Below are 25420 nucleotides of genomic sequence, written 5' to 3'. Positions count from 1 at the left end.
TATTCATAATGACGACACTAGATGTCACATTGAGTTGGGTTGCCGATATCCACAGAGATGTCCAACTAGACCTCAAGTACGACTGGCCGCAAACGACGCGCCACGGAGCCAACGCGGTCGCGACCGACTTCCAGAACCGCAGCCCCTGACCTCATGGCACTCGGCGCTCTTTGAGATGAATGTCCGCTCTCCGCGAGCGAACTTCACTTGACGGCGAAACCAGCGCCTCATTGACCAGATGAAAGACTGCGGGCGGCCGGAGGAAGATCCACCCGACCGCCCATCGTCACAGAGCCAACAGCACTACCGCAGCACGGCCCCGAACTCCTCGCCCGCCGCCGCGATGATCGCCTCGCGCACAGCAAGAACCTCATCAGCAGACAAGGTCCGATCGGCAGCACGCATCACGACGTTCACGGCCAGTGACTTCTTGCCCGCACCGATCTGCGAGCCCGTGTATACGTCGAACACGTGCGCGTCCTCGACCAGCTCGCCACCGGCCGACTTCACGGCGGCCACAAGGGAGCCTGCGGGAACGTAGTCCGGCACGACGAACGCGAAGTCCTCCTTCGCCAGCACCTGCTGCGACACAGGCGTCGCGGGCGCGATCCGGCCCTCCGACGCATCGATCATCGGGTCCAGCACGACCTCGAACCCGACGGTCCGCGCGGGCAGACCGAGGTTCTCGCACACCTTCGGGTGCATCTCGCCCGCGAAGCCGATCGGCTCGCCGTCGGCCAGGCGGAAGAACGCCACGCGGCCCGGGTGCGCCGGCGCCGCCGACAGGTGCTCGAACGGCTCGCGCGACACCTCGAGCTCCACGCCGCACACCGCAGCGACCTTCTGGACCATCGCGATGGCATCGGTCCAGTCGAAGGCCTCCGCGCCGTGGTTCCACGACGCGGGCACGCGGTTACCAGCCATGATGCCCGCCACACGCCTGCGCTGACCCGGCAGGGCCTCGTTGAGGCGCTGCACATCGTCCGGCGTGATCGTCGAGCCCGAGAACGAGCGCGGCACGTCGCCGATCAGGTCCGCACGGTACGCGCGGCCGATCTCGTACACCGCCACGTCCTGCGCGCCACGGCCCAGGTTCGTCTTCACCGCGTCGATCAGCGTCGCGGTGAGCCCGGTCCGCATGAGCGGCTTGTCCGCGGACAGCGGGTTCGCGAGGCGAACGGCCTGCACGCGGCGGAAGTCGTCCGCAGGCACGAGCATGTCGTCCAGACGGGCCTCGGCCATGAACGGGTACGTCAGCACCTCGGTCAGGCCCGCCTCGGCCAGTGTCCGGGCCACCGAGCGACGGGTCTTCTGCGAGTGCGTGAGCCCGCGTCCAGGGGGCGCGACCGGGAGGACCGACGGCAGGGTGTCGTAGCCCTCCAGACGCGCGACCTCCTCCACGAGGTTCACGGGCGACTCGAGGTCGGGGCGCCACGACGGCGGCGTGACGGTCAGCTTGGTGCCGTCCTCCACGACGATGCAGCCCACCTGCTCGAGCGAGTCGACCACGACGTCCTGGCGGTACTCGACCCCGACGAGCGTCGACGGGTACGAAGCGTCCATGACGATCGGCTTGATCGGGTCCACGTGGTTGATGTCGGTGTAGATCTCCTCGATCTCACCGCCACCGAACTCCTTCATGAGCCCCAGCGCACGCTCGATCGCGTGCGGCGGGAGCGCGGTGTCCACGCCCCGCTCGTAGCGGCGCGACGCCTCCGAGCCCAGACGATGCCGTCGCGCGGTACGCGCGATCGAGATCGGGTCCCAGTGCGCGGCCTCGAGCAGGATGTCCGTGGTGGTGTCGGAGATCTCGGTGTCGAGCCCGCCCATGACGCCGCCCAGTCCGATGATGCGCTCGCCAGCGCCGCCGACCGAGTCGGTGACGAGGATGTCCTCGGGATCGAGCTTGCGCTCCACGTCGTCGAGCGTCACGAGGGTCTCCCCCGCCTTGGCGCGACGCACCACGATCGGCTCCTCGAGCTTCGCGAGGTCGTACGCGTGCAGCGGCTGACCGAGCTCGAGCATCACGTAGTTGGTGACGTCGACGGCCAGCGAGATCGGCCGCATGCCGGCCTGATCGAGCCTGCGCTTCATCCACGTGGGGCTCGGCGCGGCCGGATCGAAGCCGCGCAGGATCCTCGCGGCGAAGCGGTCGCAGCCCACGCGCCCACGGATGGGCGCCTGGTCGTCGATGTCCACGGGGAAGCCCGCGCCGCGTCGTCCGGACACGGCGATGGCAGCGGGATCGCGCAGCGGCTGACCCGTCGAGTGCGAGTACTCGCGCGCGACGCCGCGCACCGAGAACGAATACCCACGGTCGGGCGTCACGTTGATCTCGATGGTCTGCTCGTCGAGCCCGAGCAGCGGGATCGCGTCGGCACCGGGCACCAGCGCGTCGGTAGGCACCGAGACGCCCTCGAACACCGAAGACTGACCCGAGGGCGACGACAGCACGATGATCCCCGAGTGGTCCTCGCCGAGCCCGAGCTCCTTCGCGGAGCAGATCATGCCGTCGGACCAGTGGCCGTACGTCTTGCGGCCCGAGATCGGGAACGGCCCGGGCAGCGTCGCGCCAGGAAGCACGACGACGACGAAGTCGCCCTCGACGAAGTTGTGGGCGCCACAGACGATCCCACGAGACGACGGGTACTCGACCTTGTTGTCGGGCTTGTGGCCCGGCCCCTCGGGGTCGTTGTGCGAGCCCACATCAACGCGGCAGTAGTTGATGGTCTTGCCGTTGGACTGCTCCTCCTTCACCAGCGACATGACGCGGCCGATGACGAGCGGCCCGGTGACGGAGCCGCCCTCGATGCCCTCCTCCTCGAGCCCCACGCGCACGAGCGCGGCGGCGACATCAGCTCCGGTCGAGCCGGGCAGGAGGTCGATCGACTCCTCGAGCCACTTCAGCGGAATCTTGGGCATGTCAGATCTCCATCCCGAACTGCTGGGAGAAGTGCACATCCCCCTCGACCATGTCACGCATGTCCTTCACACCGTGGCGGAACATCAGGGTCCGCTCGATGCCCATGCCGAACGCGAACGCCGTGTACTCGAACGGGTCGATGCCCGCGGCGATCAGCACGTTCGGGTGCGTCATGCCGCAGCCGCCCCATTCGATCCAGCCGGTGCCGGAGCAGGTGCGGCAGGAGGCATCAGACCCGCCGCACACGAAGCAGCGCAGGTCCATCTCCGCGCTGGGCTCGGTGAAGGGGAAGAACGACGGGCGCAGGCGCGTCACCGCGTCGGGCCCGAACAGCGAGCGCGCGAACGCGTCGAGCGTGCCCTTGAGGTGCGCCATCGTGAGGCCCTTGTCGACGGCGAGACCCTCGATCTGGTGGAAGACCGGGGTGTGGGTCGCGTCGAGCTCGTCGGTGCGGAACGTCTTGCCGGGGCACACGACGTAGATGCCGCGGCCCTCGCGCACGAGCGCGTCGCGGCGGTCGAGCGCGGCGCGCACCTGCACCGGCGAGGTGTGGGTGCGCAGCAGCAGGCCCGACTCGGGCGGGTCGATGAAGAACGTGTCCTGCATCTCGCGCGCGGGGTGGTCGGGATCGAAGTTGAGGGCGTCGAAGTTGAACCACTCCGCCTCCATCTCCGGGCCCTCGGCCACCTCCCAGCCCATGGCGACGAACGTGTCGCACATGGTCTCCTGCATCGTCTCCAAGGGGTGGCGGGCGCCGACCAGTCCGCGCTGGACGGGGAGGGTGACGTCGACCGTCTCCTCGACCAGCACGCGAGCGTCGCGCTCGGCCTCGAGCTCCTCGGTGCGTGCGGCGAGCGCGCGCCCCATGGCTGCGCGGGCGGCGCCCATGGCCTTGCCCGCGGCGGCCTTGTCGGTGGGGGCCACGTCCTTGATGGCGCGGTTGGCGAGCGTCAGGGGCGCCTTATCGCCGGTGTGGGCGAGGCGCGCATCCTTGAGCTCGTCGAGGGTGGTGGCGGCCGCGAAGGCGGCGAGCGCCTCGTCGACGGCCGCCTGGACGCCGTCGGCGTCGAGCGGAGAAAGGTCGGTCATGGCTGCTTTCCTTGAGGGAATGTCCGTGCGGGAGTCTACCGGCGCGCGCGGGGGCAGTCAGTGCGGCCGCGTGCGCGTTCAGGCCCGGCGGTCCTCGCCGGGCCTAGATAAACAGCGAAGGTGCGGTGCGGCGGTGCGCGCCCGACTCCCGAGGCACGGCGGTGCGCGGCATGGTGCCTGCGGCCTGCTCGCTCGTGCTCATGGAGCCACCATAGCAAGCGGACGATGCAGCAGTCACCGAACGTCGCGACAGGACGATGCGATGGTCACTTGGGGAAGGGACGATGCGTCAGTCGACGACCTCGACCTTCGCTCCGTAGGCCGTCCCCTTCTCGTCCTGGCGTCCGCGCACCATCGCGCCGTCGGCGGCCTTCATGAGGTGATCGAGGTGACGCTCTCCCCCGTGGGTCGTCGCCCAGCCCGCGCTGACGCCGACCGCGATGTCCTCGGTGACGTACTCCTTGAGCGCAGCGTCGGCCGCCGCGCGCATTCGTTCGACCATCGCTCCCGCGTCGTCACCTTCGGCGAGCCAGTGGACCACGGCGAACTCATCGCCCCCGGTGCGCGCCACCACGTCCCGCGGCCCAGCGCGGTCCTCGAGCGCGTCGCCGACCGCCTGAAGCGCCTCGTCGCCCGCATCGTGCCCGATGACGTCGTTGACCTGCTTGAAGCCGTCGAGGTCGAAGACCACGACCACGACGTGCGCACCGCGGCGAGCCGCGGCCCTCAGGATGTCGCGCCCGCGCGCGAAGAAGCGGTGGCGGTTCGCGAGGCCCGTCACGGCGTCGGTGCGGGCAAGCAGCGACACCTCGCCCGCCGGCCGCCTCAGGAACCAGGCGACCGCCGCGAAGATCACGACGAGCACGAGCACGAGCGCGGTGTAGAAGCTCATCGTGTGCGACACGGCCGAGGCCGCCGGAACGACGTCGTCGGCGTTGGCGCACAGGACGAGCGTCCACGCGAGCCCCGCATCGTTGCTCACCGTGCGCGTGTAGTAGACCCAGCTGCCGTCGATGACGACCGTGCCCTCGCCCTCCGCTGTCCCCATGATGTCGTCGGGGACGTCGACGTCCTCGCCCGCGATCAGCTCGCCCTCCGGCGAGTACACGCCGACGGTGCCGACCTCGACCGCACGGGTGTCGGCGAGCGCCTCGTCGAGCGTGTCGATGTCGATCGCCGCCTGCACGGTCGCGATGAGCTCGCGGTCCTCGCTGTACACCGACAGCCGGCTCGGGACGGCGAGCCCGCCGTTCGAGCCGATCGGCTGCGGCTCGCCGCGGACGACGTCGCCGACGTCCACCTGCTCGAGGTCGAGGAGCACCTTCTCGGGCGGGTCGGCGATCTCGTCCTGGCTCGTGAAGGACGGGTTGAAGTGCGTGCCCGTCACCGTGCCGTCGGCGGATCGGCCGACCAGCGCGAAGCCGTCGGACACGCGATACATGGCTGCCGTGGTCCCGTCTGCGGCCTGCACCTCGATCGATCCGACGTCGCCGAACGACAGCAGCGCGGTGGCCAGCATCGTCGCGAGGTCGGTGGGCTCGAGCAGGGTCGGGTCGGCGTAGATCCCCGACTGCAGCGCCGTCAGGACCAGGTCGGCGGGCTGCGACGACTCCACGAGCTGCGCGGCCGCCGCGTCGCCGATCACCTGGACGGCCTCCGAGGTCACCTGCTGAGCCTCGTCCGTCACGTCCGCACGCACGAACAGCGACGACCCTGCGATCAGCGTGAGCACCACCAGGGCGACTCCGACGACCCACGCGAACGGGTCGCGCATCCGCTCGCTGATCAACCCCTCGGTCATCGTGCCCATCCCCTGTGACATGCCTCTAGCCGAGCACGCCCGTGAAGACGAGGACGACCACGGCGCCTGCGACGGTGTTCGCGAGCGGCAGGCCCGTGCGCATCCACACGGGCATGTCGGGGTTCTTGACCACCATGATCGACATGAAGAACAGCAGGAGCGCAAGGATCAACCCGACGGTGCCTGCCACCGTGCCGAGCAGCGCGGTGAAGACCAGCAGCAGCGGCGCGAACATCGTCACGCGCGCGGCCGGCGGAACGTGATCCCCGAGGCCGAGGACGCGCTCGCCGTCGACCACGACGTTCTGGAAGCCGGGAAGCAGCCCACGAAGGCGAACCTCGGCGCTGCGGCCCCCGGTGACGGGGATGGCGAAGACGCCCTTCTTGGGCTGCACCGGCGCTCCGTCGAGGAGCACCCTCGCGGTGACGCCGTGCCGGCCCTCCACCTCGACCCTGCCCCGCGCGCCCCGCACGTCGATCTCCACCGTGTTATCCATGAGTCCTCCTCAGACTGCGCCTGAGGTTACCAGCGTCTCGGTGCCGCTCTCAGTGGTGCGCCGCATAGGACGTCGACTTCGCGTGCTGCTTGCCCTCGATCAATGCCTGGTCCGCTGCGCGCACGAGGTCCTCGAGACGGTCGCTGCCGCTGAGCGACCGCGTGCCGCCTGCGGTGACACCGAGTCCGGCGACCTCCGGGTACATCGTGACGAGCGCCTGCTCCGTCGAGGCTCGCAGCCTCTCCATGGCGGTGGTGCCGAGCGTGTCATCAGGCATCGCGAGAACCGCGACGAACTCGTCGCCACCCCATCTCGCCACGAGGTCGCCGCTTCTCGCGTAGCCCGCGAGGGCCGTTCCCACGGATTCGAGCGCCGCGTCCCCCGCGTCGTGCCCGAGAGCATCGTTGAGCGACTTGAAGTTGTCGAGGTCGAGCACGACCACGCAGACGTGGCCCCCGTCGCTATGGGCGTCGGCGATCACCCCGGGGGCGAGCACGGCGAGCCGACGGCGCGTGAGCAGGCCCGTGAGCCCGTCCTGATACGCCGCGCGACGCAGCGACTGCAGCGGGTTCCAGATGATCGCGTAGACGACTAGCGCGAACACGAGCACGACGAGCATGCCGCCGGTCATCCAACGGAACACCTGCGCGAGGTGGATGATGCCAGGCGCGAGCGCTGAGTCGGTGGCTCGGAAGTGGAGGATCCAGGGAACGCCGAGGTCGGTCAGGCCCCGCTCGGCTGTCTGAAGGGAACCGTCCTGGCCGATCTGTACGGTCACGTCGAAGGGCGTGGCGGTCTCCGACGGATCGATGGCGAAGTCCGACGCCGGCAGACCGCCGTCCTCGTCGAAGCCGGACGCGATCTGGTCGCTCACGGAGGCGGGGCCGGTGAGCACGCGTCGACCCCTATCGAGCAGGAAGATCTCGCCATCCTTGCCTATCGGCAGGCTGTTGAGGTCAGCCTCGAGCGCGTCGAGCGGGAAGTCCGTGGCGACGACGGCCTGGACCTCGCCCTCGTCGTCGAGGACCCGCTTGGCAGCCCAGGACCCGCCGACACCGGTGATCGGGCGAAGAGCGGGCTGCGTCCACACGAGCTCGTAGGCGGACTCCGCCGCGTCCCAGAAGCCGAGTTCCCTGCCTCCCACGGTCAGCTCGCCGTCCTCGACGGATGCGACCGTGAGATCGACCCTGTAGCCCGTGAAGCGATAGGTTCCCTCCGTCGTGGTGGCCCTGGCCGTGACGTAGGCGAGCCCGCTGCCGTCCTGCCCCGGCACCACCGCGACGAACGAGTCGTCAGGGAAGGCCACCGCGATGACCCGCAAGCGAGAGTCGGCTGCGGCAAGCATGAGCAGCCGATCCTCGATCTCGTCGACCGTGGGCGAGTCGCGCTCGATCCAGCGCACCACCGTGTAGGTGGTCTGCTCCGAGGCCTCGACGTACTCGCCCACCTGCTCGGCCGAGCTCTCGGCCACGTAGGTGAACGCCTCGGCGAGCGCCACCTCGATGCCTTGCCGTGCGACGCTTCCAGTCCACAGCGCGACGCCGAGGTGCGCGATGAACACCAGGTCGGCTAGCAGCACTCCGACCACGAACATGTGGCGGCGAGACCGGCTCGGGGACCTCTTGCGCTTGCTCACGGCCACACCGTAGGGGACCGGGACAGCGCAAGTCACAGAATGTGGGAACTCTCACGCCCTCTCACCAGGGGCTTTGTTCACAGGTCCACGATCAACCAACCCATGCTCCGGGGCTCAGTAGCCAGCCGCGTACGACCGCGACTTGGCGTGCTGCTTGCCCTCGATCAATGCCTCGTCCGCGAGCGTGATGAGCTCCTCCACGTCGTCCCATCCGCCCTCCGCGGGGGCGCCGCCGGCTGTGACGCCGAGACCCTGCTGGCGCGGGAACGTCGTCTCGAGCGCGTCGGCCACGCCCGCACGCAGCCGCTCCATCGCGGCCTCGCCTGCCGCGGCGTCGGGCACGATCAGCAGCGCGACGAACTCGTCGCCTCCCCAGCGCGACACGAGGTCCTTGCGTCGCACCTCCGCCTCCATCGCGCGCCCCACCACCACGAGCGCCGCGTCGCCGGCGTCGTGCCCCTGCGCGTCGTTGAGGCCCTTGAAGTTATCGAGGTCGAGCAGGACCACGTAGGCGATGCCGCCACCCCGGTGCGCCTCGAGGATCGTCGCCGAGGCCAGCTCGATGAACCGACCGCGCCGCAGAAGGCCCGTGAGCGAGTCGGTGTACGCCGCATTCCGCATGTCCGCGAAGGGCCTCCACAGCACGAAGAAGATCGCGGACGCCCCGATGAACATCCCGAAGAGGATCGCCGCGGCCCATCCGAGCGCTCGCCGGAGGGTCACGACGTCGGGCGAGACCTCGGTGTCGACCGCCCGCAGGTGCAGGACCCAGCTCACGCCGATCGATTCGAGGCCCACCTCGGCGGTGCTCATGTCGCCGTCGACGCCCACCTCGACCGCAGCATCGTCCGGCGTCGCCGGCGCCGACGTCGACACCGTGAACTCCTTCGCGTCCTGGACGCCGCCCTCGAGCGGTGTCGGCGCGACGAGCACGCGCCGCTCGCTGTCGAGGATGTACACCTCGGCGCTGTCGCCCAGCGAGACCGCGTTGATCGCCTCCGCCATCGCATCGACCGCGAAGTCCGACGCCACGACCGCGGAGACGTCCCCGGCATCGTCGCGCACCGACTGCGCCGCCCACGACCCGATGTCGCCGCTCAACTCCTTCATCTGGGGCTCGGTCCACACCAGCTCGTAGGAGGCCGCGGCGTCGGTCCAGAAGCCCAGGTCCTCCGCTCCGAGCTCCCCCGTCTGCTCGGTCATCTCAAGTCGGCCGAGGCCGTTGGAGTACGCGGTGGTCGTCTCCGCCCCACCGGTGCCCTCGCTCTTCACCATCGTGAACGCGTCCTCGTCGCGCGACACCCCTCGCGTCACGGCGACCCACGACCCGTCGGGATACGCCACCGCGACGGTGCGCAACGCGGTGTCGACCGCCGCGGTGACGAGCAGCCTGTCCGCGACCTCGTCCATCGTCGGGTCGTTCTGGCGCATCCACCTCACGAGGCCTGTCGTGGTGTCCTCCGAGGACCCCAGGTACTCCTCGACACGCCCCAGGGCGGTGCCCGCCGCGGACTCGAGAGCGCCCTCCACGACGCGCTCGACCCCCCTGCTCGCGAGGGCGCTGATCCAGACCGTGACGATCAGCATGATCACGAGCACGGCAGCCACCACGACGGCACCGACGCGCGTGAGGTCCCGTGACCGTCGCACTCGGGGCAGGGACAGACGCCTCATACCTGGATCGTAGGCAGATGGACGATGCGGTGGCCAGGGGATGATGGGCCGCTCGGCTCGCAGAACCGGGCACTCCGCCCGAAGCGGACGCGGACGGCCTACAACGCGCCGGCGTAGGAGTGGGACTTCGCCCTCTGCTTGCCCTCGACGAGCAGCGCGTCCGCCGCCTGGATGAGGTCGACGACGTCGTCATCGACCGCGCGGGAGACCACGACGCCCGCGGTCGCGCCGAGCCCGAGGTCGGCGGGGAACGACGCACGGAACGCGGACTCGCACTCGCTCCGCAGCCGCTCGGCCACGGTGAGGCCCGAGAAGTGGTCGGGAAGCGTCAGGAGCGCCACGAACTCGTCGCCGCCCCACCGGCTGACCAGGTCGCCGCGTCGCACCACATCCTGGAGGGTCGACGCGACCTCGGTGAGCGCGATGTCGCCCGCGCCGTGCCCGCCCTCGTCGTTGATCCGTTTGAAGTTGTCGAGGTCCAGCACCACGACGGCGACGGCCCTGCCCGCGCGATGCGCGCTGGCGATGGCGGCTGGGGCGAGCTCGAGGAAACGGCTGCGTCGAAGCAGTCCCGTGAGCCCGTCCGTGAAGGCCTTCTCGCGGATCTGCCGCATGGGCCGCCAGTAGGCGAAGAACAGCCCCGCGCCGATCAGGAGCACCGTGAACTCGGCGACGGAAGCGATCCTGATCGTCGTCCTCAGCGTCATGATCTGAGGCGCGATCTCGTCGTCCACCGCTCGCAGCTGAAGGATCCACGGGACGCCGACGGACTGCAGGCCCACCTCGGCGACGTGCAGGTCGCCGTCATAGCCGAGCTGGACGCTCCGCTCGGTCGGGTCGGCCTCGTCCGAGGTCCCCAGGCCGAGCGACTCCGCGGTGGCCCTCGGAGCCACGCCCGTGCCGCTCCACTCCGTGGGCTCCTCCGGGGGCGCGGCGCCGTCCCCGGTGAGCGTCTCCGGCGGCGCTGCCACCACCCGACGGTCGGCGTCCATGATCGCGGCGTAACCGCTGTCGCCGAGCGAGAGGCTGCTCAGCGCGTCGGAGAGCGCCTCGACAGGGAAGGCAGCGGCGACGACCGCGATCAGCTCGCCGTCGGCGTCGCGCGCGGGCTCCGCGACCCACACGCCGTCATCCTTCGTGGCGTCGACCGTGTCGGACACGAACCACAGCTCGGCGGTCGCGTCCTGCGCCGCCTCCCAGAAGCTCGGCTCGAGCGGGACGTCGCCGCCGTCGAGCGTGACGGCGTCGAGGAGGTTGAGCTCGTCGTCGTACAGCGTCGCGGTCTGCGACACCCCGGTGCCGGACTCGGAGGACTCGGCGACCGCGAAGGCGTAGTCGTCCTGAGGGCCGCCGGTCTGCACGGCCGTCCACGATCCGTCGGGATACGCGACCACCATCGTCGTGAAGTGCTCGTTGAGGATCGCGCTCGTCAGGATGCCGGACGCGACCGCGTCGCGGTCCGGGGACTCGGTCTCGATCCATCGCGACGTGCCCGACGCCATGACCTCGACCGCGTCCGTGTAGTCGGCGACCCACGCCTCGGCGGTCGCGGCCGAGGAGGTCATGACCGAGTCGACCGCATCGGCGACGCCGTTGACGGACACCTCGCGCATCCACAGCGCGATCCCCAGCTGCGCGACGAGCATGAAGACGACGACGGCCCCACCGAGCGCGAACATGCTTCGCGGGCCCGTACGCCCCTGCGAAGACACTTCCGTCATGATTCCACGGTAGGAACTGACCAAGTGGTCAGTCCAGGCAGTGTGGGGACAACCACACGCGCCTCGCCGCACACATCGGGCGAACCAGGATGAACCCGGTCAGGACCGCGAGAACCTGCTTGCGTAGAGGCACACCGCGGCGGCCGTCGCGAGGTTGAGACTCTCGGCATGACCCGAGATCGGGATGCGGACCACGTGGTCGACCGCGGCCAGCTCGTCGTCGGTGAGACCCCAGGCCTCGTTGCCGAACACCCACGCGTGCGGCTCGCGCAGCACGGGCTCCGTGGCCCGGCCGAGCTCCATCGCGCCGCTCACATCGGCGGCCACGAGCGCGAGCCCGCGCGCCTTGAGCAGTGAGGCGCTGTCGGCGAGCGGAGCCGCCCGCAGGACGGGCAGGTGGAAGACGCTGCCGACCGAGGCTCTGATCACCTTGGGCGAGGTCGGGTCCACGCAGTCGCCGGCGAGCACCACGGCATCGGCGCCGACGGCGTCGGCCACGCGGATCGCGGCGCCGAGGTTGCCGGGGTCGCGGATCGCGCTCAGCACGGCGACGAGCGTCGAATCGGAAGGAAGGCTGTCGAGATCGGCCTCGGAGCGGGCGGTGACGACCGCGATCACGCCCTGCGCGTCACCGCTCATCGCCACCGCGACCTCGTCGGTGACGGGATGCACGTACAACCCCGCCTCGAGCGCCTCGTCAACGATCTCGGGGTGCGCGACCCGCGCATCGTCCGTGACGTAGACGTCGCGCACGTCGGCGGCGACGAAACGCACCGCCTCGCGCACGGCCTGGGGGCCCTCCACGAGGTAGGTCCCCGAACGCTTGCGCGCAGAACGCCCCGCCAGGGCCCTCACGCCTCTCACGCGGTCCGCCCTCGGGTTCGAGAGCGTGTCGCGGAGGCGGGGCCCGGCGGGGCGTCCTGTCATGCGGGAGGTGCGTTACGCCGCGGCGGGCGCGTTGACGTCGGCCGGAAGGGCCTTCTTGGCAACCTCGACAAGCTGCGCGAAGGCGGCCTCGTCGTTGACCGCGAGCTCGGCGAGCATGCGACGGTCGACCTCGATCTCCGCGGCCTTGAGGCCCTGGATGAGGCGGTTGTAGGTCATGCCGTTCGCGCGGGCCGCAGCGTTGATGCGCTGGATCCACAGCTTGCGGAAGTCACCCTTGCGCTTGCGACGGTCTCCGTAGGAGTAGACCATCGAGTGGGTGACTTGCTCCTTCGCCTTCCGGTAGAGGCGCGAGCGCTGGCCGCGGTAACCCGCGGCGCGCTCGAGGGTGGACCGGCGCTTCTTCTGGGCGTTGACCGCCCGCTTGACGCGTGCCATTTCTTACTCCTTGATTTCCTCGGGCGCTTACTTGCCCAGCAGCTTCTTGATCTTCTTGGCGTCGCCGTCGGCGAGCGTCTGGTCGACGGCCACGCGGCGCTTGCGCGAGGAGTGCTTCTCCTCGAACTTGTGGACGTTCATCGCCGAGGCGTGCTTCACCTTGCCGGTGCCGGTGAGCTTGAAGCGCTTCTTGGCACCCGAGTGGGTCTTGTTCTTCGGCACGATGGCCTCCTTCTTCAAGTCAGGCCGCACCCGTCAGGGCACGACACGTTCGTCCGGTGCCCCTGGGGGACCGGGAAGTCTGGGGTGAGGCTTACGCCTCCTCCACCTCGTCCGCCTCCGGCTCCGCGACCGCGGTCTTGGTGGCGGCCTTGGCGGCCTCGCGCTCGGTACGCTCCGCGGCATCTGCCGCCTTGCGCGCCTCACGCTCCTTGCGCTGCTCGTCCCGAGCCTCGGCCTTCTTCTTCAGAGGACCGAGCACGAGGGACATGTTCCGCCCCTCCTGGCTGGGACGGTTCTCGACGACCGCGAACTCCGCGACCTCGTCCGCGAGCTTCAGCAGCAGGCGACGGCCCATCTCGGGACGGGACTGCTCGCGGCCGCGGAACATGATCGTGACCTTGACCTTGTCGCCACCCTTGAGGAAGCGGACGACGTGGCCCTTCTTGGTCTCGTAGTCGTGCTCGTCGATCTTGAGGCGGAACCGCATCTCCTTGATCTCGGTGTTCGCCTGGTTGCGGCGGGCCTCGCGGGCCTTCACCGCCGCCTCGTACTTGAACTTTCCGTAGTCCATGAGCTTGGCGACCGGCGGCTGCGAGTTGGGGGCGACCTCGACCAGATCGAGATCGGCCTCCTGCGCGAGACGGAGAGCATCCTCGACTCGGACGATGCCGACCTGCTCGCCCGACGGACCGACCAGACGGACCTTCGGGACGCGGATGCGCTCGTTGATGCGGGGCTCGTTGATAATGCTCCTCCTCGGTTGACGACGTCGCCGACCCCCGGGAACAGGAAAAGGCCCCTGCCCGAACACGAGCAGAGGCCACCAGAGATCCCGCCCCGCGTACGATGAACGCACGCCGTCGGCGAGGACCTGTACCCTGGCCCATCTGCTGGCCCTAGGGTGGGAGGCGGACTCCACTTGTGCGTCACGGCATGTGCCGCGACCGGTCGATCAAGAAGGATAGCACGATGAGCCCAGAAACGCCCGTTCCGGCCCCCACGGCCCCGTCGCGCCGCACGTGGGCCGACGCCGAGGAGGAGACCCGCGACCTCTCCGACGTCACCTCCGTCGAGCTGATCACCACGGTGGGCGTGCACCTGCTGAGCGCAGCCGCGCTGCGCTGCGGGCTCGCGGAGGACGGCGAGACGCACCAGGACCTCGACGAGGCCCGCACGCTCATCACCGCGCTCGCCGGCCTCGTCACGGCGGCGGCCCCCGAGATCGGCGACACCCACGCGCGCGCGCTGCGCGATGGTCTCCGAAGCGTACAGTTGGCGTTCCGAGAGGCGTCGGTCTTCCCCGACGCTCCGGGCGAGGGGCCAGGCGAGAAGTACACGGGAGCAGTCAGCTGACGATGGGTCGAGACAACGCGGGAGCCGACGGACCAGGGGGCCCGGACGACGGCGCCGACCTCGAGTCGACCGCCCGTCGATCCCCCCGGGCGTCCCGACAGCCGCGTCGCTCCCGCCGCGCGAGGTTCCTGAGGTCGCGGTCCTCAGGCGCCGAGACGGAGCCCGCCGCGCGGGAGGCCTCACTCGCAGCCGACCGGGAGCCATCGAGCCCGCCCGTCACGTCCGCAGGTCTCGCGCCCGCAGGGTCCCCCGCGCCGGAGCGCACGCGATCCGCGTACGAGCTCGACGACGACTGGGAGGACCTGGACCCGCAGGGTCGCTCACGGGACGACGACTCCCGCGGCACCACCGTCCGCTGGATCATGGTCACCACGCTGCTCGCCATCACCGTCCTGTCGCTCACCGGAGTCGCGATCTACCTCACCGACGTGGTGGACCAGTGGGAGGTCCGCTCGGACGAGCTCACCGCGGCGAACTACGACCTCGGGGACAAGGTCGCGAGCCAGAAGGAGTCGATCGCATCGCTCACCGAGCAGATCGACATCCTGACCAACCAGCTGAGCACCGCGCAGGACAGCATCAACGAGCTCGCGAGCCAGAGCGCGAACAGCGACGACGACCTCGCGTACGCGCAGCAGCGGATCGAGATCCTCAGCGGCTACGCGAGCACCGGTGCCGCGGTCGCGAACGCGCTGTCCCGCTGCCTCGACGGCGAGCAGCAGCTCGTCAAGTACCTCCAGAGCCCCGACGACTACGACGAGGCCGAGGTCGCCGCCTACGCGGACTCCGTGGACGAGCTGTGCACCGCAGCACGCAAGTCGAACTCCGATTTCCAGGCGCTGCTGACCGAGTGAAGCGCATGAGACTCCTCCCCTCGCTCGCGCTCGCCGCGTCGGCGCTGCTCGTCACCGGCTGTGGCGTGCTCCCGAGCGGCCCCTCACCGATGCCCTCCGACTGGGTGCCGACGGCCTCCGCGTCACCCGCGGCGCGCGCCGGCGCCGTCTCCCCCGACGGGTTCTCGGCCGCGCAGCGCATGACGGTGCGGCTGCGCAACATCGGGTGCGGCTTCATCGCCACGGGCACGGGCTTCATCTACGACAGCACGACGCTCATCACCAACCGGCACGTCATCGACAACTCGCGACAGATCCAGGTCTCGACCTACAACGGGACCAGCCTCACGACCACCGCGGTGTCGTCGACCACGGTCGCCGACATCGCGATCGTGCGCATCGAGGAGTCCGTGCTGTCGAGCGCGGCGACGCTCGCCCAGGAGGATCCCGCCGAGGGCGACGTCATCACGATCATCGGCTACCCCAACGGCGGCGAGCTCACGACCGTCTCCGGCGTGGTCCTCGGGGCCACCGCGGACCCGCTCGACTCGTCCGTCGGCCAGGTGCTGCTCACGAGCGCCGAGGTCGAGCCCGGGTCCTCCGGCTCGCCCGTGCTCAACGAGAGCGGCGCGGTGGTCGGCGTCGTCTACGCCAAGACCGACGACGACCGCAGCCTGATCGTGCCGGTCTCCACGCTGCGCACGCTCCTCGACGAGACCTCGCTGCTCGTGCCGGAGGCGCTCACCTGCGACACCTCGACGACGCACTCCTCCACGTCCTGACCCGTCGCGGACCGGGTCCCGTGCTCGCCTCGGCCGAGGATCGGGCCGATGCCGGATACTGGTCACGCTCACCCCGCGCCCGAGAGGACATTGGATGACAGACGCGTACGACGCCCCACCCGCCGACGAGATCGCCGCCGAGGAGACCGTTCCCGAGCCCGGGCGAGTCGCCGGTCCTGCGACCGAGCCTGCCGCCGGTTCCCAGTCAGAGAGTCCGGCCGATCCCGCGCGCAAGCGCGGGCACGCCTGGCGCGTGCTCGCCGTCACGGTCCTGGTCGTCGCGCTCCTCGCCTCGTCGGGGCTCGCCGCCTACCTGTGGCTCGTGAGCTCGCGGTGGATCGATCAGAACGAGACGCTGCGGTCCGAGGCGACGGACATGGGAGCGGAGCTCGCCGACGCTCGCGAGCAGGTCTCCTCCCTCGAATCCGAGGTCGAGACCCTCCAGACGCAGCTCGACACCACATCGTCCAGGCTGTCCGACGTCGTCAACGACGAGGCGCACGCGGGAGACGACCTCCAGTACCTCGGCGATCTCATCGACGCCTACGCGGATTGCGTCGACTCGTACGACGAGGTGCTCACCGACGCGCTCACGTCCGGGTACACGTACACGAACTCCAACGCCAGGAGCGTCCAGGCGGACGTGGCGGACTACTGCGACTCGCTCGCGGCCGCCTACGAGGAGTACACGGCGGGCGGCGAGTGAGGCGACCGGCGCTGCTCCTGCTGGCCCCGGCGGCCCTGCTCGCCGGGTGTGCGAGCCTGCCGTCGTCCCCTCCCCCGCTGCCCGACAGCTTCGTGCCCGCCACCGATGCCACGGCGGCCGAGGCCTACGTGTCCAGCGACGGCTTCACCCATGCGGAGCACGCGTCGTACCGGGTCCGCGTGCGCACCTGCACCGGGTACGCGACGGGCACCGCCTTCGCGATCGACGAGCACACGCTCGTCACCAACCGGCACGTCGTCGATGAGTCGGTCGAGGTCGAGGTGACGAGCTACGACGGACACGAGCTCGAGGTGGTCTCGACGCAGGTCGACACCGAGGCCGACCTCGCCGTGCTCACCGTGGACGACACGCTCGACGAGTGGCTCGCGATCGCGGACGAGGAGTCTGCGAAGGGCGACACCGTCACGGTGTCCGGGTATCCCGAGGGTGAGAGCCTCACCACCGTGTCGGGCCCGCTGCGCGGCACCGTGGATGAGGTGTTCGGCACCGATCCGGACGACGTGCTCCTGGTGCGCGTGCCGGCCGCGCCGGGCAGCTCCGGCTCCGCGGTCGTGAACGACAAGTCCGAGGTGGTCGGGGTGCTGTACGCGATCGACGCGGACGAGGACGGCTGGTCCTACGCGGTCAGCCTCGAGTCGCTCACGGCGATGCTCGACGACACGAGCATGCTGGACCCCGTGGTCGGGCTCTGCGCGGAGTGATCGGCCGCTGACCGATCGACTCCTCAGCGATCGGCCCCGGAGGGCCGCCGGCGGCGCCTACTCCGCGGGCGCGAGCCTGAGCTCGACGCTGTCGATGCGGTGCGCCACCACGTCCGAGGCGGCGAGCTGGCGCTGCACGCGCCTGAGCAGGTCGTCGACCTCGGGCTGGGTGAGGCCGGGGATGAGACGCAGCACGACCGCGACCTCGCTGCGCCGGCCGGGCGCGGCGTCGACGTCCTTCAACCTGTCGTCCAGGGTGACGGCGTCACGCACGGCGTCGAGCACATCGTCCTCGACCTGGCCCTCCACGATCGCGGGCCGCCACGTCTCGCCCTGCCCCAGCGCCCACACCGCGGGGCGCGGGATCACCGTGGTCTCCATGCCGGGGTTGAGCACCATCACCGACCATTCCTCGGTGATGGCCGCGAGCGCGGCGCGCGGACCCTCGGCAGGGATGGGGCGCGCATGCTCGTTCCAGGCCTTCATCGCGTCGACGTCCGTGAACACGGGCAGGCCCGCACGTCCGTCCGGCATCTGCACGGCCACCACGCCGGTCGAGGCCACGTGGTCCTGCTGGAGCCCATGCCGGCCCATCACGCGCTGCTCGCCGTCGGCGAGCACCGGCACGAGCACGCGGGCGTAGGCGAGGGCCTCGACCACCTCGGCGAGCGGCGCCTTGCCACGGGAGTGGCGGATGAGCGCCTGCGCGAGGCGCGCGTCGGCGCTCCCGTCGTCGTCCGCGAAGATCGACTCTGGGATCTCCTTGAGCGGGTCCTCGTCGGTCATGCCTCAAGGGTACGGGCAGTGCCCGACAAGACGGCAGACCGCTGTGGCGATTCCGACGCTCAGGACGATGCGGACGTCCCCGCAGCGGCCGACGCTGAGGCGGTGGCGGAGATCGAGATCGCGGGGCCGAGCAGCGCGCGCAGGTCGTCCAACGCGGCGCGCCCACCGTCGACGATGAGCGACCCGGACTCCAGCGCCTCGTCGGTGCTCTCCCCCGGTGCGGTGAGGTAGGGGTCATCGGTGAGGCGCACAGTGCCGCAACCGAAGACGTCGATCGCGACTCCCGTGAGGTCGCCTCCGTCCACCAGCACGATGAGCTCGCGAGGACCGAGGTCGGCGGTGCAGTCCATGTCGCTCGGCGCGACGGTGAGCCGGTCCAGGACATCGGCGACCACCGGCAGGTCCTGTTCCGCGAGCTCGACGGGCGTGGTCGCGACCTGCCACGAGCTGAACGTCCCGTTGCCGTCCTCCTGCGGGCGGTCGATGGGGACGTACTCGCACAGCCATACGGCGTCGTAGCCGCCGAGCTCAGGCATCGCGTCGCCCTCGAGGTCGACCCCGAGCCCGTACCTGTCGGACGAGTCCACGAGCGACTCGGGGCACGCGACTCCGTCATGGGCGGCGAGCTCGGAGCCCGCGGCAGCCGACCCCTGATCGCCCGACGACCCGGCGTCACCAGAGCACCCGGTCAGCACGGATGCGAGCGCTGCCACGCTCAGCGCCGCTGCTGAGATCTTGGTGTTCTCCACGCCATCCCCCCTGGTCACTGCGAGCGTACCGCTCGGGGAGGAACTGCGTGATCGGGGGGTGCCTTCCGGAGGGACGACGCGCGGTTCACCCGGATCGTCGGGTCGAGCGCGGCGTTCCGGCTGCTACGGACGCCCGGCGATGTCGAGCGCCTCGGGCAGCGTGAAGTTGCCGTTGTAGAGGGCCTTGCCCACGATCGCGCCCTCGACTCCCTGCGGGGTGAGCGTGCGGATCGCCTCGATGTCGGCGAGCGAGCTCACGCCGCCCGACGCGACGACGGGGGCCTTGGTCGCCTCGCACACCTGGGCGAGCAGCTCGAGGTTCGGCCCGGTGAGCATGCCGTCCTTCTTCACGTCGGTGACGACGTACCGGGAGCAGCCGGCGGCGTCGAGGCGCGCGAGCACCTCCCACAGGTCGCCGCCGTCCTGGGTCCAGCCGCGCGCCGCCAAGGTGGTGCCTCGCACGTCGAGCCCGACGGCGACCCGATCGCCGAAGCGGTCGATGGCGGACGCGGTCCACTCGGGGTTCTCGAGCGCCGCGGTACCCAGGTTCACGCGCGCGCAGCCCGTGGCCATCGCGCGCTCGAGGGACTCGTCGTCGCGGATGCCTCCCGACATCTCGACCTTCACGTCCACGGCCTTGACCACGGCCGCGAGCAGCTCGGCGTTCGAACCACGCCCGAAGGCCGCGTCGAGGTCCACGAGGTGGATCCACTCCGCGCCGCCCTTCACCCAGTCCATCGCGGCCGACAGCGGATCGCCGTAGCCGGTCTCCGAGCCGGCCTCGCCCTGCGTGAGGCGGACGGCCTGGCCGTCGGCGACGTCGACGGCGGGAAGGAGCTCGAGGCGGGGCAGGTCGGTCATCGTGGTCGCTCTCTCGTGGGTGGCGCGGGCGCGCGGGTACGGGGCCGACGTCCAGCGTACCGGCGCGCGACCGGCACCGGGTGCGCGGCGCTAGGAGACGATGCTCGCGGCGCAGAAGACGCGCTCGCCCGAGTCGCTCACGCGCCAGTAGCACCCGACTGTCGCCTTCGCGGGTCCGCCGTCGCCCATGATCGCGTCGTGGTGGGCGGGCGACGCGAGGAACGCCTTCATGAGCGCGGGGATGCCCGCGGCGTAGCCGACGATGCTGTCGCGTCCCGAGTGCCAGATCTCAGCCTCTCGCGCCATGTCCTCGGCGTGACCGACGAGCCAGTCGGATTCCGAGCACGACGTCAGCGCGGGCACGCCCTCGGCCTCACGCGCGTCGCTGAGCGCCTCGCAGAACGCGTCCTCGCTGCTGCGATGCTCCAGGCGGACGGGAGCCGTGGTCGAGGCGCCGGACGCCCCGACACCCGTCATCGGGGTCTCACCTGAGGCCTCGGAGCCGGACGACTCCGAACCCGACGCGGCAGTCGAGTCATCCTTCGAGGACTGCGAGCTCCCCGAGCCGCTCTGCGCCGCCTGCGCGGCGGCGGCCTTGGCCGCCCGCTGCGCTGCGGCCTCCTCACGGGCCTTCTCCCACTCGTCGTGCGAGGCGGAGACCCCGTCCACGGCCGACCCCGCGTCGCTCCGAGCCGCGTCGAGCAGGGAGGCCTGCGCGCGATACCAGGCCACGTCGACGTCGGTCGCCGCCTCGTCGCCGAGCGCCGCGGCGAGCGCGGAGAGCGCCGAGGCGAGCTGCTCCCTGGTGGCGCTGTCCGCGACCTCTCCCGCGGTGTCGTCGTACGACTGCTGGGCCGTCGCCTGCGCGCCCTCGGCCGAGGCCACGGCCTCCTGATACGTCGCCTCGGCGGCGTCCAGCTCGGCGGCGGCCTCCGCGTCGGCCAGGGCGGACTCGCTGGAGGCGAGGTCCGACGCGAGCGACACCAGCTCGGCGGTCCTGGTCTCGAGATCCGCGACCATCGCCTCGTTCTCCTCGACGGTCGCTCCCCCGTCTGCCGCGCAGCCGCCCGTCGCCGCGTCAGCCTGGATCAGGGCCGCGGAGAGCGCGGTCGCGGCATCCGACTCCGCCGCGAGGTCGGCGTCCGTCTGGGCCTCCTCGGCGCTGCCGTAGGCGCCCCGCATCGTCTGCTCAGCGGCGGCGCACGCGGCGGCCGCCTCGTCCACCTTGGCGGCCGAGGCCTCGAGCGCCACCTGCTCGCGATGCTGTGCCACGGCGACCCATGCGACGATCACGAGCACCACGACGACGAGCACCGCGGTCGCGGTGACCGCGCGTGCGCGCCGCGTCGTCGCCATGTCGCCCCCTCAGAGCCGTCGATCCACGGTAATCGACGTCGGCGCGGAGCGGAATAGTCCTAGAGGGACTCGACCCAGTTGCGCAGCAGCGCGAGGCCGGCCTCACCGGACTTCTCGGGGTGGAACTGCGTCGCCATGAGCGCGCCGTTCTCCACCGCGGCGACGAAGCGGTCGGGCTGCTCGACGGTGCCCGCCTCGGACCACGTCACGAGCGGTGCGCGGAAGCGGCCGGTGTCCTCCGTGGTCCCGAGCGGGAACTCGCGCGCGCCGTAGGAGTGCACGAAGTAGAAGCGCTCGTCGGCGATCCCGTCGAACAGCACCGAGCCCTCGGGAGGCTCGACCTTCGCCCACCCCATGTTGGGCACCACGGGCACCTGGAGCAGCTCGACGGTGCCGGGCCACTGGTCCAGGCCCTCCGACTCGACGCCGTGCTCGACGCCCTTCGAGAACATCACCTGGAGCCCCACGCAGATGCCCATCACCGGGCGCCCGCCAGCAAGGCGGCGGCCGACGATCTGATCCCCGCGCGCCTCCTTGAGCCCCTCCATGACGGCCGCGAACGCGCCCACACCAGGGACGATGAGTCCGTCGGCGTTCATCGCGACGTCACGGTCGGCGGTCAGCTGGACCTCGGCGCCCACGTGCTCGAGCGCCCTGGTCGCAGAGCGGACGTTGCCGAAGCCGTAATCGAAGACGCAGACGGTGGGGGTGCTCACCCGCGCAAGTCTAGTGGCGGGCGGGGTCGCAGATGCCGGGCCTGCGGCGACCAGGTGGCGCCTGGGCGCTACGGCTCGAGCCGCGCCTTCGTCTCCTTCGCGACCGCGCGCAGCGAGCGGAAGGCCTTCCACTTCGACATGCGCGCGCCGGACACCTTGTCCTCGTGCAGCGCCGCGACCTCGTCGAAGTCCTGCGCGCCCGACATGACCGACAGGACGACGCCCGGGGCGTTGTCGAGCGCGAGGCCGGGGGGCAGCGCCTGACCGCGCTCCCCCGCCCTCCACTCGATCGCCGTGATCTGGCCGGCCTTGCGGTCGAGCACGACGACCGGCATCGTCTTGACGAAGTTCGACACGACCTGGCCGACCTTGGCGGCCATGGCGTCGGACGCATCGTCCAGGACGCCGAAGGCGCCACCGGAGGTGAGGATCACGCGGCCCTTGCAGCCGCCCATCGCCATGACCGCGGCGAGCACCCGCTGATCCCCGACCGGTGTGAAGACCGCGAGGATCTCGGCATCCGCCACTACAGCGCACCCTTGGTGGACGGGATGATGCCGGCGATGCGCGGGTCCTCGGTCACCGCGGCGCGCAGCGCGCGGGCGAGCGCCTTGAACTGCGCCTCGACGATGTGATGCGGGTCGCGGCCGGCGAGCACGCGCATGTGGACGCAGATCCCCGCGTGGTGCGCGATCGACTCGAGGGCGTGCGCCGTCAGCGATCCCGCGAAGTTGCCGCCGATGAGGTGCGTGGCCTGGCCGACGGGCTCGCCCGTGTGGACGAAGTAGGGACGCCCGGAGACGTCGACGACGCACTGGGCCAGGGCCTCGTCGAGCGGCACGAGGGCGTCGCCGAAGCGGGAGATGCCCTTCTTGTCGCCGAGCGCCTCACGCAGGGCCTCTCCGATGCAGATCGCGACGTCCTCGACGGTGTGGTGCGAGTCGATGTGCAGGTCGCCCGTCGCCTTGACCGTGAGGTTCATGAGCGAGTGCTTGCCGAGCGCGGTGAGCATGTGGTCGTAGAAGCCGACGCCCGTGTCGATGTCCGTGACGCCGGTCCCGTCGAGATCCAGCTCGACGAGCACCTGCGACTCGCTCGTGGCGCGCTCGATGCGTCCAGTGCGGCTCATGCGGTGACCTCCAACAGCGCGCTGCGGAACAGCGCCATCTCCTGCGGCGTGCCGATCGACACGCGCAACCAACCCTCGGGACCCGTGACGCGGATCAGCACCCCGCGCTCCAGAAGTCCCTCGAAAACTGCCTGGCGGTCCTCGAACGGACCGAACAGCGCGAAGTTCGCGTCCGTGTCCGCGACCGTGTAGCCCTGCGCCTTGAGCCAGGCGACGGTGTCGTCCCGCTCGGCGCGGATCTCCGCGACCTGCGCCTGGAGCTCGCGGGCGTGCGCGAGCGCGGCCCTGGCCGTCGCCTGCGTCACGGCGCTCAGGTGGTACGGCAGGCGCACGATCTGCAGCGCGTCGACGATGGCGGGGGATGCGGCGAGGTAGCCCAGGCGTCCGCCCGCCATCGCGAACGCCTTGGACATGGTGCGGCTCACCACGAGGTTCGGCTGGGTCGGAAGGAGGCTCAGCGCGCTCGGCACGCCGACGTGGCGGAACTCCGCGTAGGCCTCGTCGACCACGACGAGGCAGCCGGAGTCGACCTTGTCCGCCGCCTCGAGCAGCGCGACCGTGTGGTCGAGCGGCAGCGCCGTGCCCGTGGGGTTGTTGGGGCTCGCGACGATGACCATGGACGGCTGGACCTCGGCGATCGCGGCGACGGCAGCGTCGACGTCCAGGGTGAAGTCATCCGAGCGCGGGAACGTCACGTACTCGGTCAGGGTGTCGCGCGCGTACTCGGGGTACATCGAGTAGGTCGGAGCGAAGCTCAGGACCTTGCGCCCCGGGCCGCCGAAGGCCTGGTGCAGGTGGAGCATGATCTCGTTGGAGCCGTTGGCCGCCCAGATGTTCTCGGCACGCAGGAAGTCCGCGTCGGACTCCGACGCGAGGTATCCGGCGAGGTCCCTGCGCAGGCACTCCGCATCGCGGTCCGGATAGCGGTTGAGGCCGTACGAGGCCTTGCGCACCGCGGTCGTGATCGCGTCGACGACCGAGTCCGGAGGCAGGTAGGGGTTCTCGTTGACGTTGAGCCGCGCGTCCACGTCCAGCTGCGGAGCGCCGTATGGCTTGAGGCCCGCGAGGTCCGGGCGGAGCGGCAGAGTCATGCCGCCGAGTCTAGTGGTGGGTGGCAGGCGTCAGCCGACGCCCACGTCTCCCGTGACCGTCAGCACCAGGAGGACCGCGTTGAGCGAGACGATCGCCGCGACGACGGTCCAGGCGACGACCTTCGTCGCGGTGCCGGCGACGTGCATCCCCATGAGCTCGCGATCCGAGATGAGGCGCACGAGCGGGACGAGCGCGAACGGGATTCCCACGCTCAGCACGACCTGCGAGATCACGAGCGCCCACGTCGGGCTGACTCCGCTGCCGAGGATCACGAGCGCGGGGACCAGGGTGATCGAGCGGCGCACGATCATCGGGATCCTGCGGTGGATGAGACCGCCCATGATGGACGCTCCCGCGTAGCAGCCGACCGAGGTCGAGGCAAGGCCCGAGGCGAGCAGGCCGACGCCGAAGATCGCGGCGATCGCAGGGCCGAGCGCGTTGTCGATCGCGGCGTAGGCGCCCTCGATCGAGTCCGTGCCGTCGACCCCGCGCAGAGCGCCCGCCGCGAGCATCAGCATGCCGATGTTCACCCCGCCGGCGATGATCAGGCTCAGGCCCACGTCCCACTTGGTCGCGTGGAGGAGCTCCTTGAGGCGGGAGTGCCCGTGGCCCGAGCCGTGCCGGTCGCGCGAGAGCGAGCTGTGCAGGTAGATCGCGTGGGGCATGACGGTCGCGCCGAGCATCGACGCCGCCAGGAGGACCGTGGGCGGGCCGTCGAAGCGGGGCACGAGGCCCTCGGCCGCCTGTCCCCAGTGCGTGTCGGTGAAGAACAGCCCGACGAGGAATCCCACCGCGATGATCGCGAGCAGCCCCATGATGACGAACTCGAACGGCCGCTGACCCTGGTTCGACTGCACGCGCAGCAGGCCGAGCGAGACGATGCCGACGATGAGCCCACCCAGCACCAAAGGGATGTCGAACAGCAGGTACAGCGCGATCGCTCCGCCGATCACCTCGGCCAGGTCCGTCGCGGCGGCGACGATCTCCGCCTGTGCCCAGTACGTGATCCGCGTGCCGCGGCCCATCCGCTCGCCCAGCAGCTCCGGCAGGCTGCGGCCGGTGACGAGGCCGAGCTTGGCCGAGGAGTACTGGACGAGGACCGCCATCGTGTTGGACACGACGAGCACCCACATGAGCAGGTAGCCGTACTCCGCACCCGCGGTGAGGTTCGCGGCGACGTTGCCGGGGTCGACGTAGGCGATCGCGGCGACGAAGGCGGGCCCGAGGAGCGTGGAGACGCGCCGGACCGAGCCGCGTCGTCGCGTGTCCTGGCCCTCGTCGCTGGGGGTCAGCGTGCTGGTCATGACGACCGCCTTCCTACGGGGACGATGCCGGGGCCGCCCAGCATCCGAAGTTCGCCTAGGCGAACTTTCCTAGAACGCCAAGACTATACGCGCGTGCGCCATGCCCGGCGCGACATGCCGGGACGGGATTCCGCACGTCCGCGTGG

At 70.5% G+C, this 25420-nt stretch carries 25 protein-coding genes; 5 read left to right on the top strand and 20 right to left on the bottom strand.

From position 1 onward, the window contains the following. Nucleotides 1–303: 303 nt before the first annotated feature. The 11 genes from pheT to infC all read right to left on the bottom strand — a co-directional run bounded on the left by pheT (nt 304) and on the right by infC (nt 13696). Nucleotides 304–2922 carry a phenylalanine--tRNA ligase subunit beta gene (gene pheT, locus AOP78_RS08625; RefSeq protein ID WP_062203202.1) on the bottom strand — a complete coding sequence of 873 codons (2619 nt, stop codon included), beginning with the start codon at nt 2920–2922 and terminating at the stop codon, nt 304–306. Between the two features lies 1 nt (nt 2923). After that, a complete protein-coding gene (pheS, locus tag AOP78_RS08620) occupies nt 2924–4012 on the bottom strand; it encodes a phenylalanine--tRNA ligase subunit alpha (protein WP_062203200.1) in 1089 nt (362 codons plus the stop codon). Between the two features lie 289 nt (nt 4013–4301). After that, nucleotides 4302–5813 carry a GGDEF domain-containing protein gene (locus AOP78_RS08615; protein WP_152659468.1) on the bottom strand — a complete coding sequence of 504 codons (1512 nt, stop codon included), beginning with the start codon at nt 5811–5813 and terminating at the stop codon, nt 4302–4304. A 25-nt stretch (nt 5814–5838) separates the two neighbouring features. Next, nucleotides 5839–6309: a hypothetical protein gene (locus AOP78_RS08610; protein ID WP_062203197.1), complete on the bottom strand. Its 471-nt coding sequence runs from the start codon at nt 6307–6309 to the stop codon at nt 5839–5841. A gap of 49 nt (nt 6310–6358) precedes the next feature. Next, on the bottom strand, nt 6359–7945 hold the full coding sequence (locus tag AOP78_RS08605) for a sensor domain-containing diguanylate cyclase (RefSeq protein WP_152659467.1): 1587 nt from the start codon (nt 7943–7945) through the stop codon (nt 6359–6361). 114 nt (nt 7946–8059) lie between these two features. Then, on the bottom strand, nt 8060–9619 hold the full coding sequence (locus AOP78_RS08600) for a GGDEF domain-containing protein (RefSeq protein ID WP_152659466.1): 1560 nt from the start codon (nt 9617–9619) through the stop codon (nt 8060–8062). 98 nt (nt 9620–9717) lie between these two features. After that, complete coding sequence (locus tag AOP78_RS08595; RefSeq protein ID WP_083979953.1) at nt 9718–11340, bottom strand: GGDEF domain-containing protein; 1623 nt, start codon at nt 11338–11340, stop codon at nt 9718–9720. A gap of 99 nt (nt 11341–11439) precedes the next feature. Beyond that, nucleotides 11440–12267: a TrmH family RNA methyltransferase gene (locus AOP78_RS08590; protein ID WP_062203189.1), complete on the bottom strand. Its 828-nt coding sequence runs from the start codon at nt 12265–12267 to the stop codon at nt 11440–11442. A 12-nt stretch (nt 12268–12279) separates the two neighbouring features. Further along, complete coding sequence (rplT, locus tag AOP78_RS08585; RefSeq protein WP_062203188.1) at nt 12280–12663, bottom strand: 50S ribosomal protein L20; 384 nt, start codon at nt 12661–12663, stop codon at nt 12280–12282. A 27-nt stretch (nt 12664–12690) separates the two neighbouring features. Continuing rightward, nucleotides 12691–12885 carry a 50S ribosomal protein L35 gene (rpmI, locus tag AOP78_RS08580; protein WP_062203297.1) on the bottom strand — a complete coding sequence of 65 codons (195 nt, stop codon included), beginning with the start codon at nt 12883–12885 and terminating at the stop codon, nt 12691–12693. Nucleotides 12886–12976: 91 nt separating this feature from the next. Next, nucleotides 12977–13696 carry a translation initiation factor IF-3 gene (gene infC, locus AOP78_RS08575; RefSeq protein ID WP_369401082.1) on the bottom strand — a complete coding sequence of 240 codons (720 nt, stop codon included), beginning with the start codon at nt 13694–13696 and terminating at the stop codon, nt 12977–12979. Between the two features lie 158 nt (nt 13697–13854). On the opposite strand from infC, the gene AOP78_RS08570 reads away from it, so the two are divergent. The 5 genes from AOP78_RS08570 (at nt 13855) to AOP78_RS15225 (ending at nt 17281) form a co-directional block, all read left to right on the top strand. Next, a complete protein-coding gene (locus AOP78_RS08570; RefSeq protein WP_062203186.1) occupies nt 13855–14238 on the top strand; it encodes a DUF1844 domain-containing protein in 384 nt (127 codons plus the stop codon). Nucleotides 14239–14240: 2 nt separating this feature from the next. Next, on the top strand, nt 14241–15092 hold the full coding sequence (locus tag AOP78_RS08565; RefSeq protein ID WP_062203184.1) for a hypothetical protein: 852 nt from the start codon (nt 14241–14243) through the stop codon (nt 15090–15092). 5 nt (nt 15093–15097) lie between these two features. Then, nucleotides 15098–15853, top strand: a complete 756-nt coding sequence (locus AOP78_RS08560) for a S1 family peptidase (protein ID WP_062203182.1) — start codon at nt 15098–15100, stop codon at nt 15851–15853. Nucleotides 15854–15947: 94 nt separating this feature from the next. Further along, nucleotides 15948–16559, top strand: coding sequence for an SNARE domain-containing protein (locus AOP78_RS15230; protein WP_062203180.1), 612 nt, complete (start codon nt 15948–15950; stop codon nt 16557–16559). Beyond that, complete coding sequence (locus tag AOP78_RS15225; protein WP_062203178.1) at nt 16556–17281, top strand: S1 family peptidase; 726 nt, start codon at nt 16556–16558, stop codon at nt 17279–17281. The genes AOP78_RS15230 and AOP78_RS15225 overlap by 4 nt, the downstream gene beginning before the upstream one ends. Nucleotides 17282–17338: 57 nt before the next feature. Here the strand turns inward: AOP78_RS15225 and AOP78_RS08545 are convergent, their stop codons facing one another. From AOP78_RS08545 to AOP78_RS08505, 9 genes are all read right to left on the bottom strand, one after another. Next, on the bottom strand, nt 17339–18067 hold the full coding sequence (locus AOP78_RS08545; RefSeq protein ID WP_062203175.1) for an SseB family protein: 729 nt from the start codon (nt 18065–18067) through the stop codon (nt 17339–17341). A gap of 59 nt (nt 18068–18126) precedes the next feature. Then, nucleotides 18127–18816: a hypothetical protein gene (locus AOP78_RS08540; protein WP_062203173.1), complete on the bottom strand. Its 690-nt coding sequence runs from the start codon at nt 18814–18816 to the stop codon at nt 18127–18129. 123 nt (nt 18817–18939) lie between these two features. After that, nucleotides 18940–19677 (bottom strand): bifunctional 1-(5-phosphoribosyl)-5-((5-phosphoribosylamino)methylideneamino)imidazole-4-carboxamide isomerase/phosphoribosylanthranilate isomerase PriA, encoded by a 738-nt coding sequence (gene priA / locus AOP78_RS08535; RefSeq protein WP_062203171.1) that lies wholly within the window; start codon nt 19675–19677, stop codon nt 18940–18942. Between the two features lie 90 nt (nt 19678–19767). Beyond that, entirely contained in the window at nt 19768–21033 is a 1266-nt protein-coding gene (locus AOP78_RS08530; protein ID WP_062203169.1) for a hypothetical protein, read from the bottom strand. A gap of 59 nt (nt 21034–21092) precedes the next feature. After that, nucleotides 21093–21749, bottom strand: a complete 657-nt coding sequence (gene hisH / locus AOP78_RS08525; protein ID WP_062203167.1) for an imidazole glycerol phosphate synthase subunit HisH — start codon at nt 21747–21749, stop codon at nt 21093–21095. Between the two features lie 68 nt (nt 21750–21817). After that, the gene (locus tag AOP78_RS08520; RefSeq protein ID WP_062203166.1) at nt 21818–22276 is read right to left on the bottom strand and encodes a hypothetical protein; all 459 of its coding nucleotides are present in this window, start codon (nt 22274–22276) and stop codon (nt 21818–21820) included. Then, nucleotides 22276–22878, bottom strand: coding sequence for an imidazoleglycerol-phosphate dehydratase HisB (hisB, locus tag AOP78_RS08515; RefSeq protein WP_062203164.1), 603 nt, complete (start codon nt 22876–22878; stop codon nt 22276–22278). The genes AOP78_RS08520 and hisB overlap by 1 nt, the downstream gene beginning before the upstream one ends. Beyond that, nucleotides 22875–23969 (bottom strand): histidinol-phosphate transaminase, encoded by a 1095-nt coding sequence (locus AOP78_RS08510; protein ID WP_062203162.1) that lies wholly within the window; start codon nt 23967–23969, stop codon nt 22875–22877. The genes hisB and AOP78_RS08510 overlap by 4 nt, the downstream gene beginning before the upstream one ends. A 30-nt stretch (nt 23970–23999) precedes the next feature. Continuing rightward, a complete protein-coding gene (locus tag AOP78_RS08505; protein ID WP_062203160.1) occupies nt 24000–25274 on the bottom strand; it encodes an Nramp family divalent metal transporter in 1275 nt (424 codons plus the stop codon). Nucleotides 25275–25420: the final 146 nt, after the last annotated feature.

The sequence above is a fragment of the Demequina salsinemoris genome, from assembly GCF_000974805.1.
Classification (GTDB): Bacteria; Actinomycetota; Actinomycetes; order Actinomycetales; family Demequinaceae; genus Demequina; species Demequina salsinemoris.
This window is presented reverse-complemented; position numbering and strand designations above follow the sequence as displayed.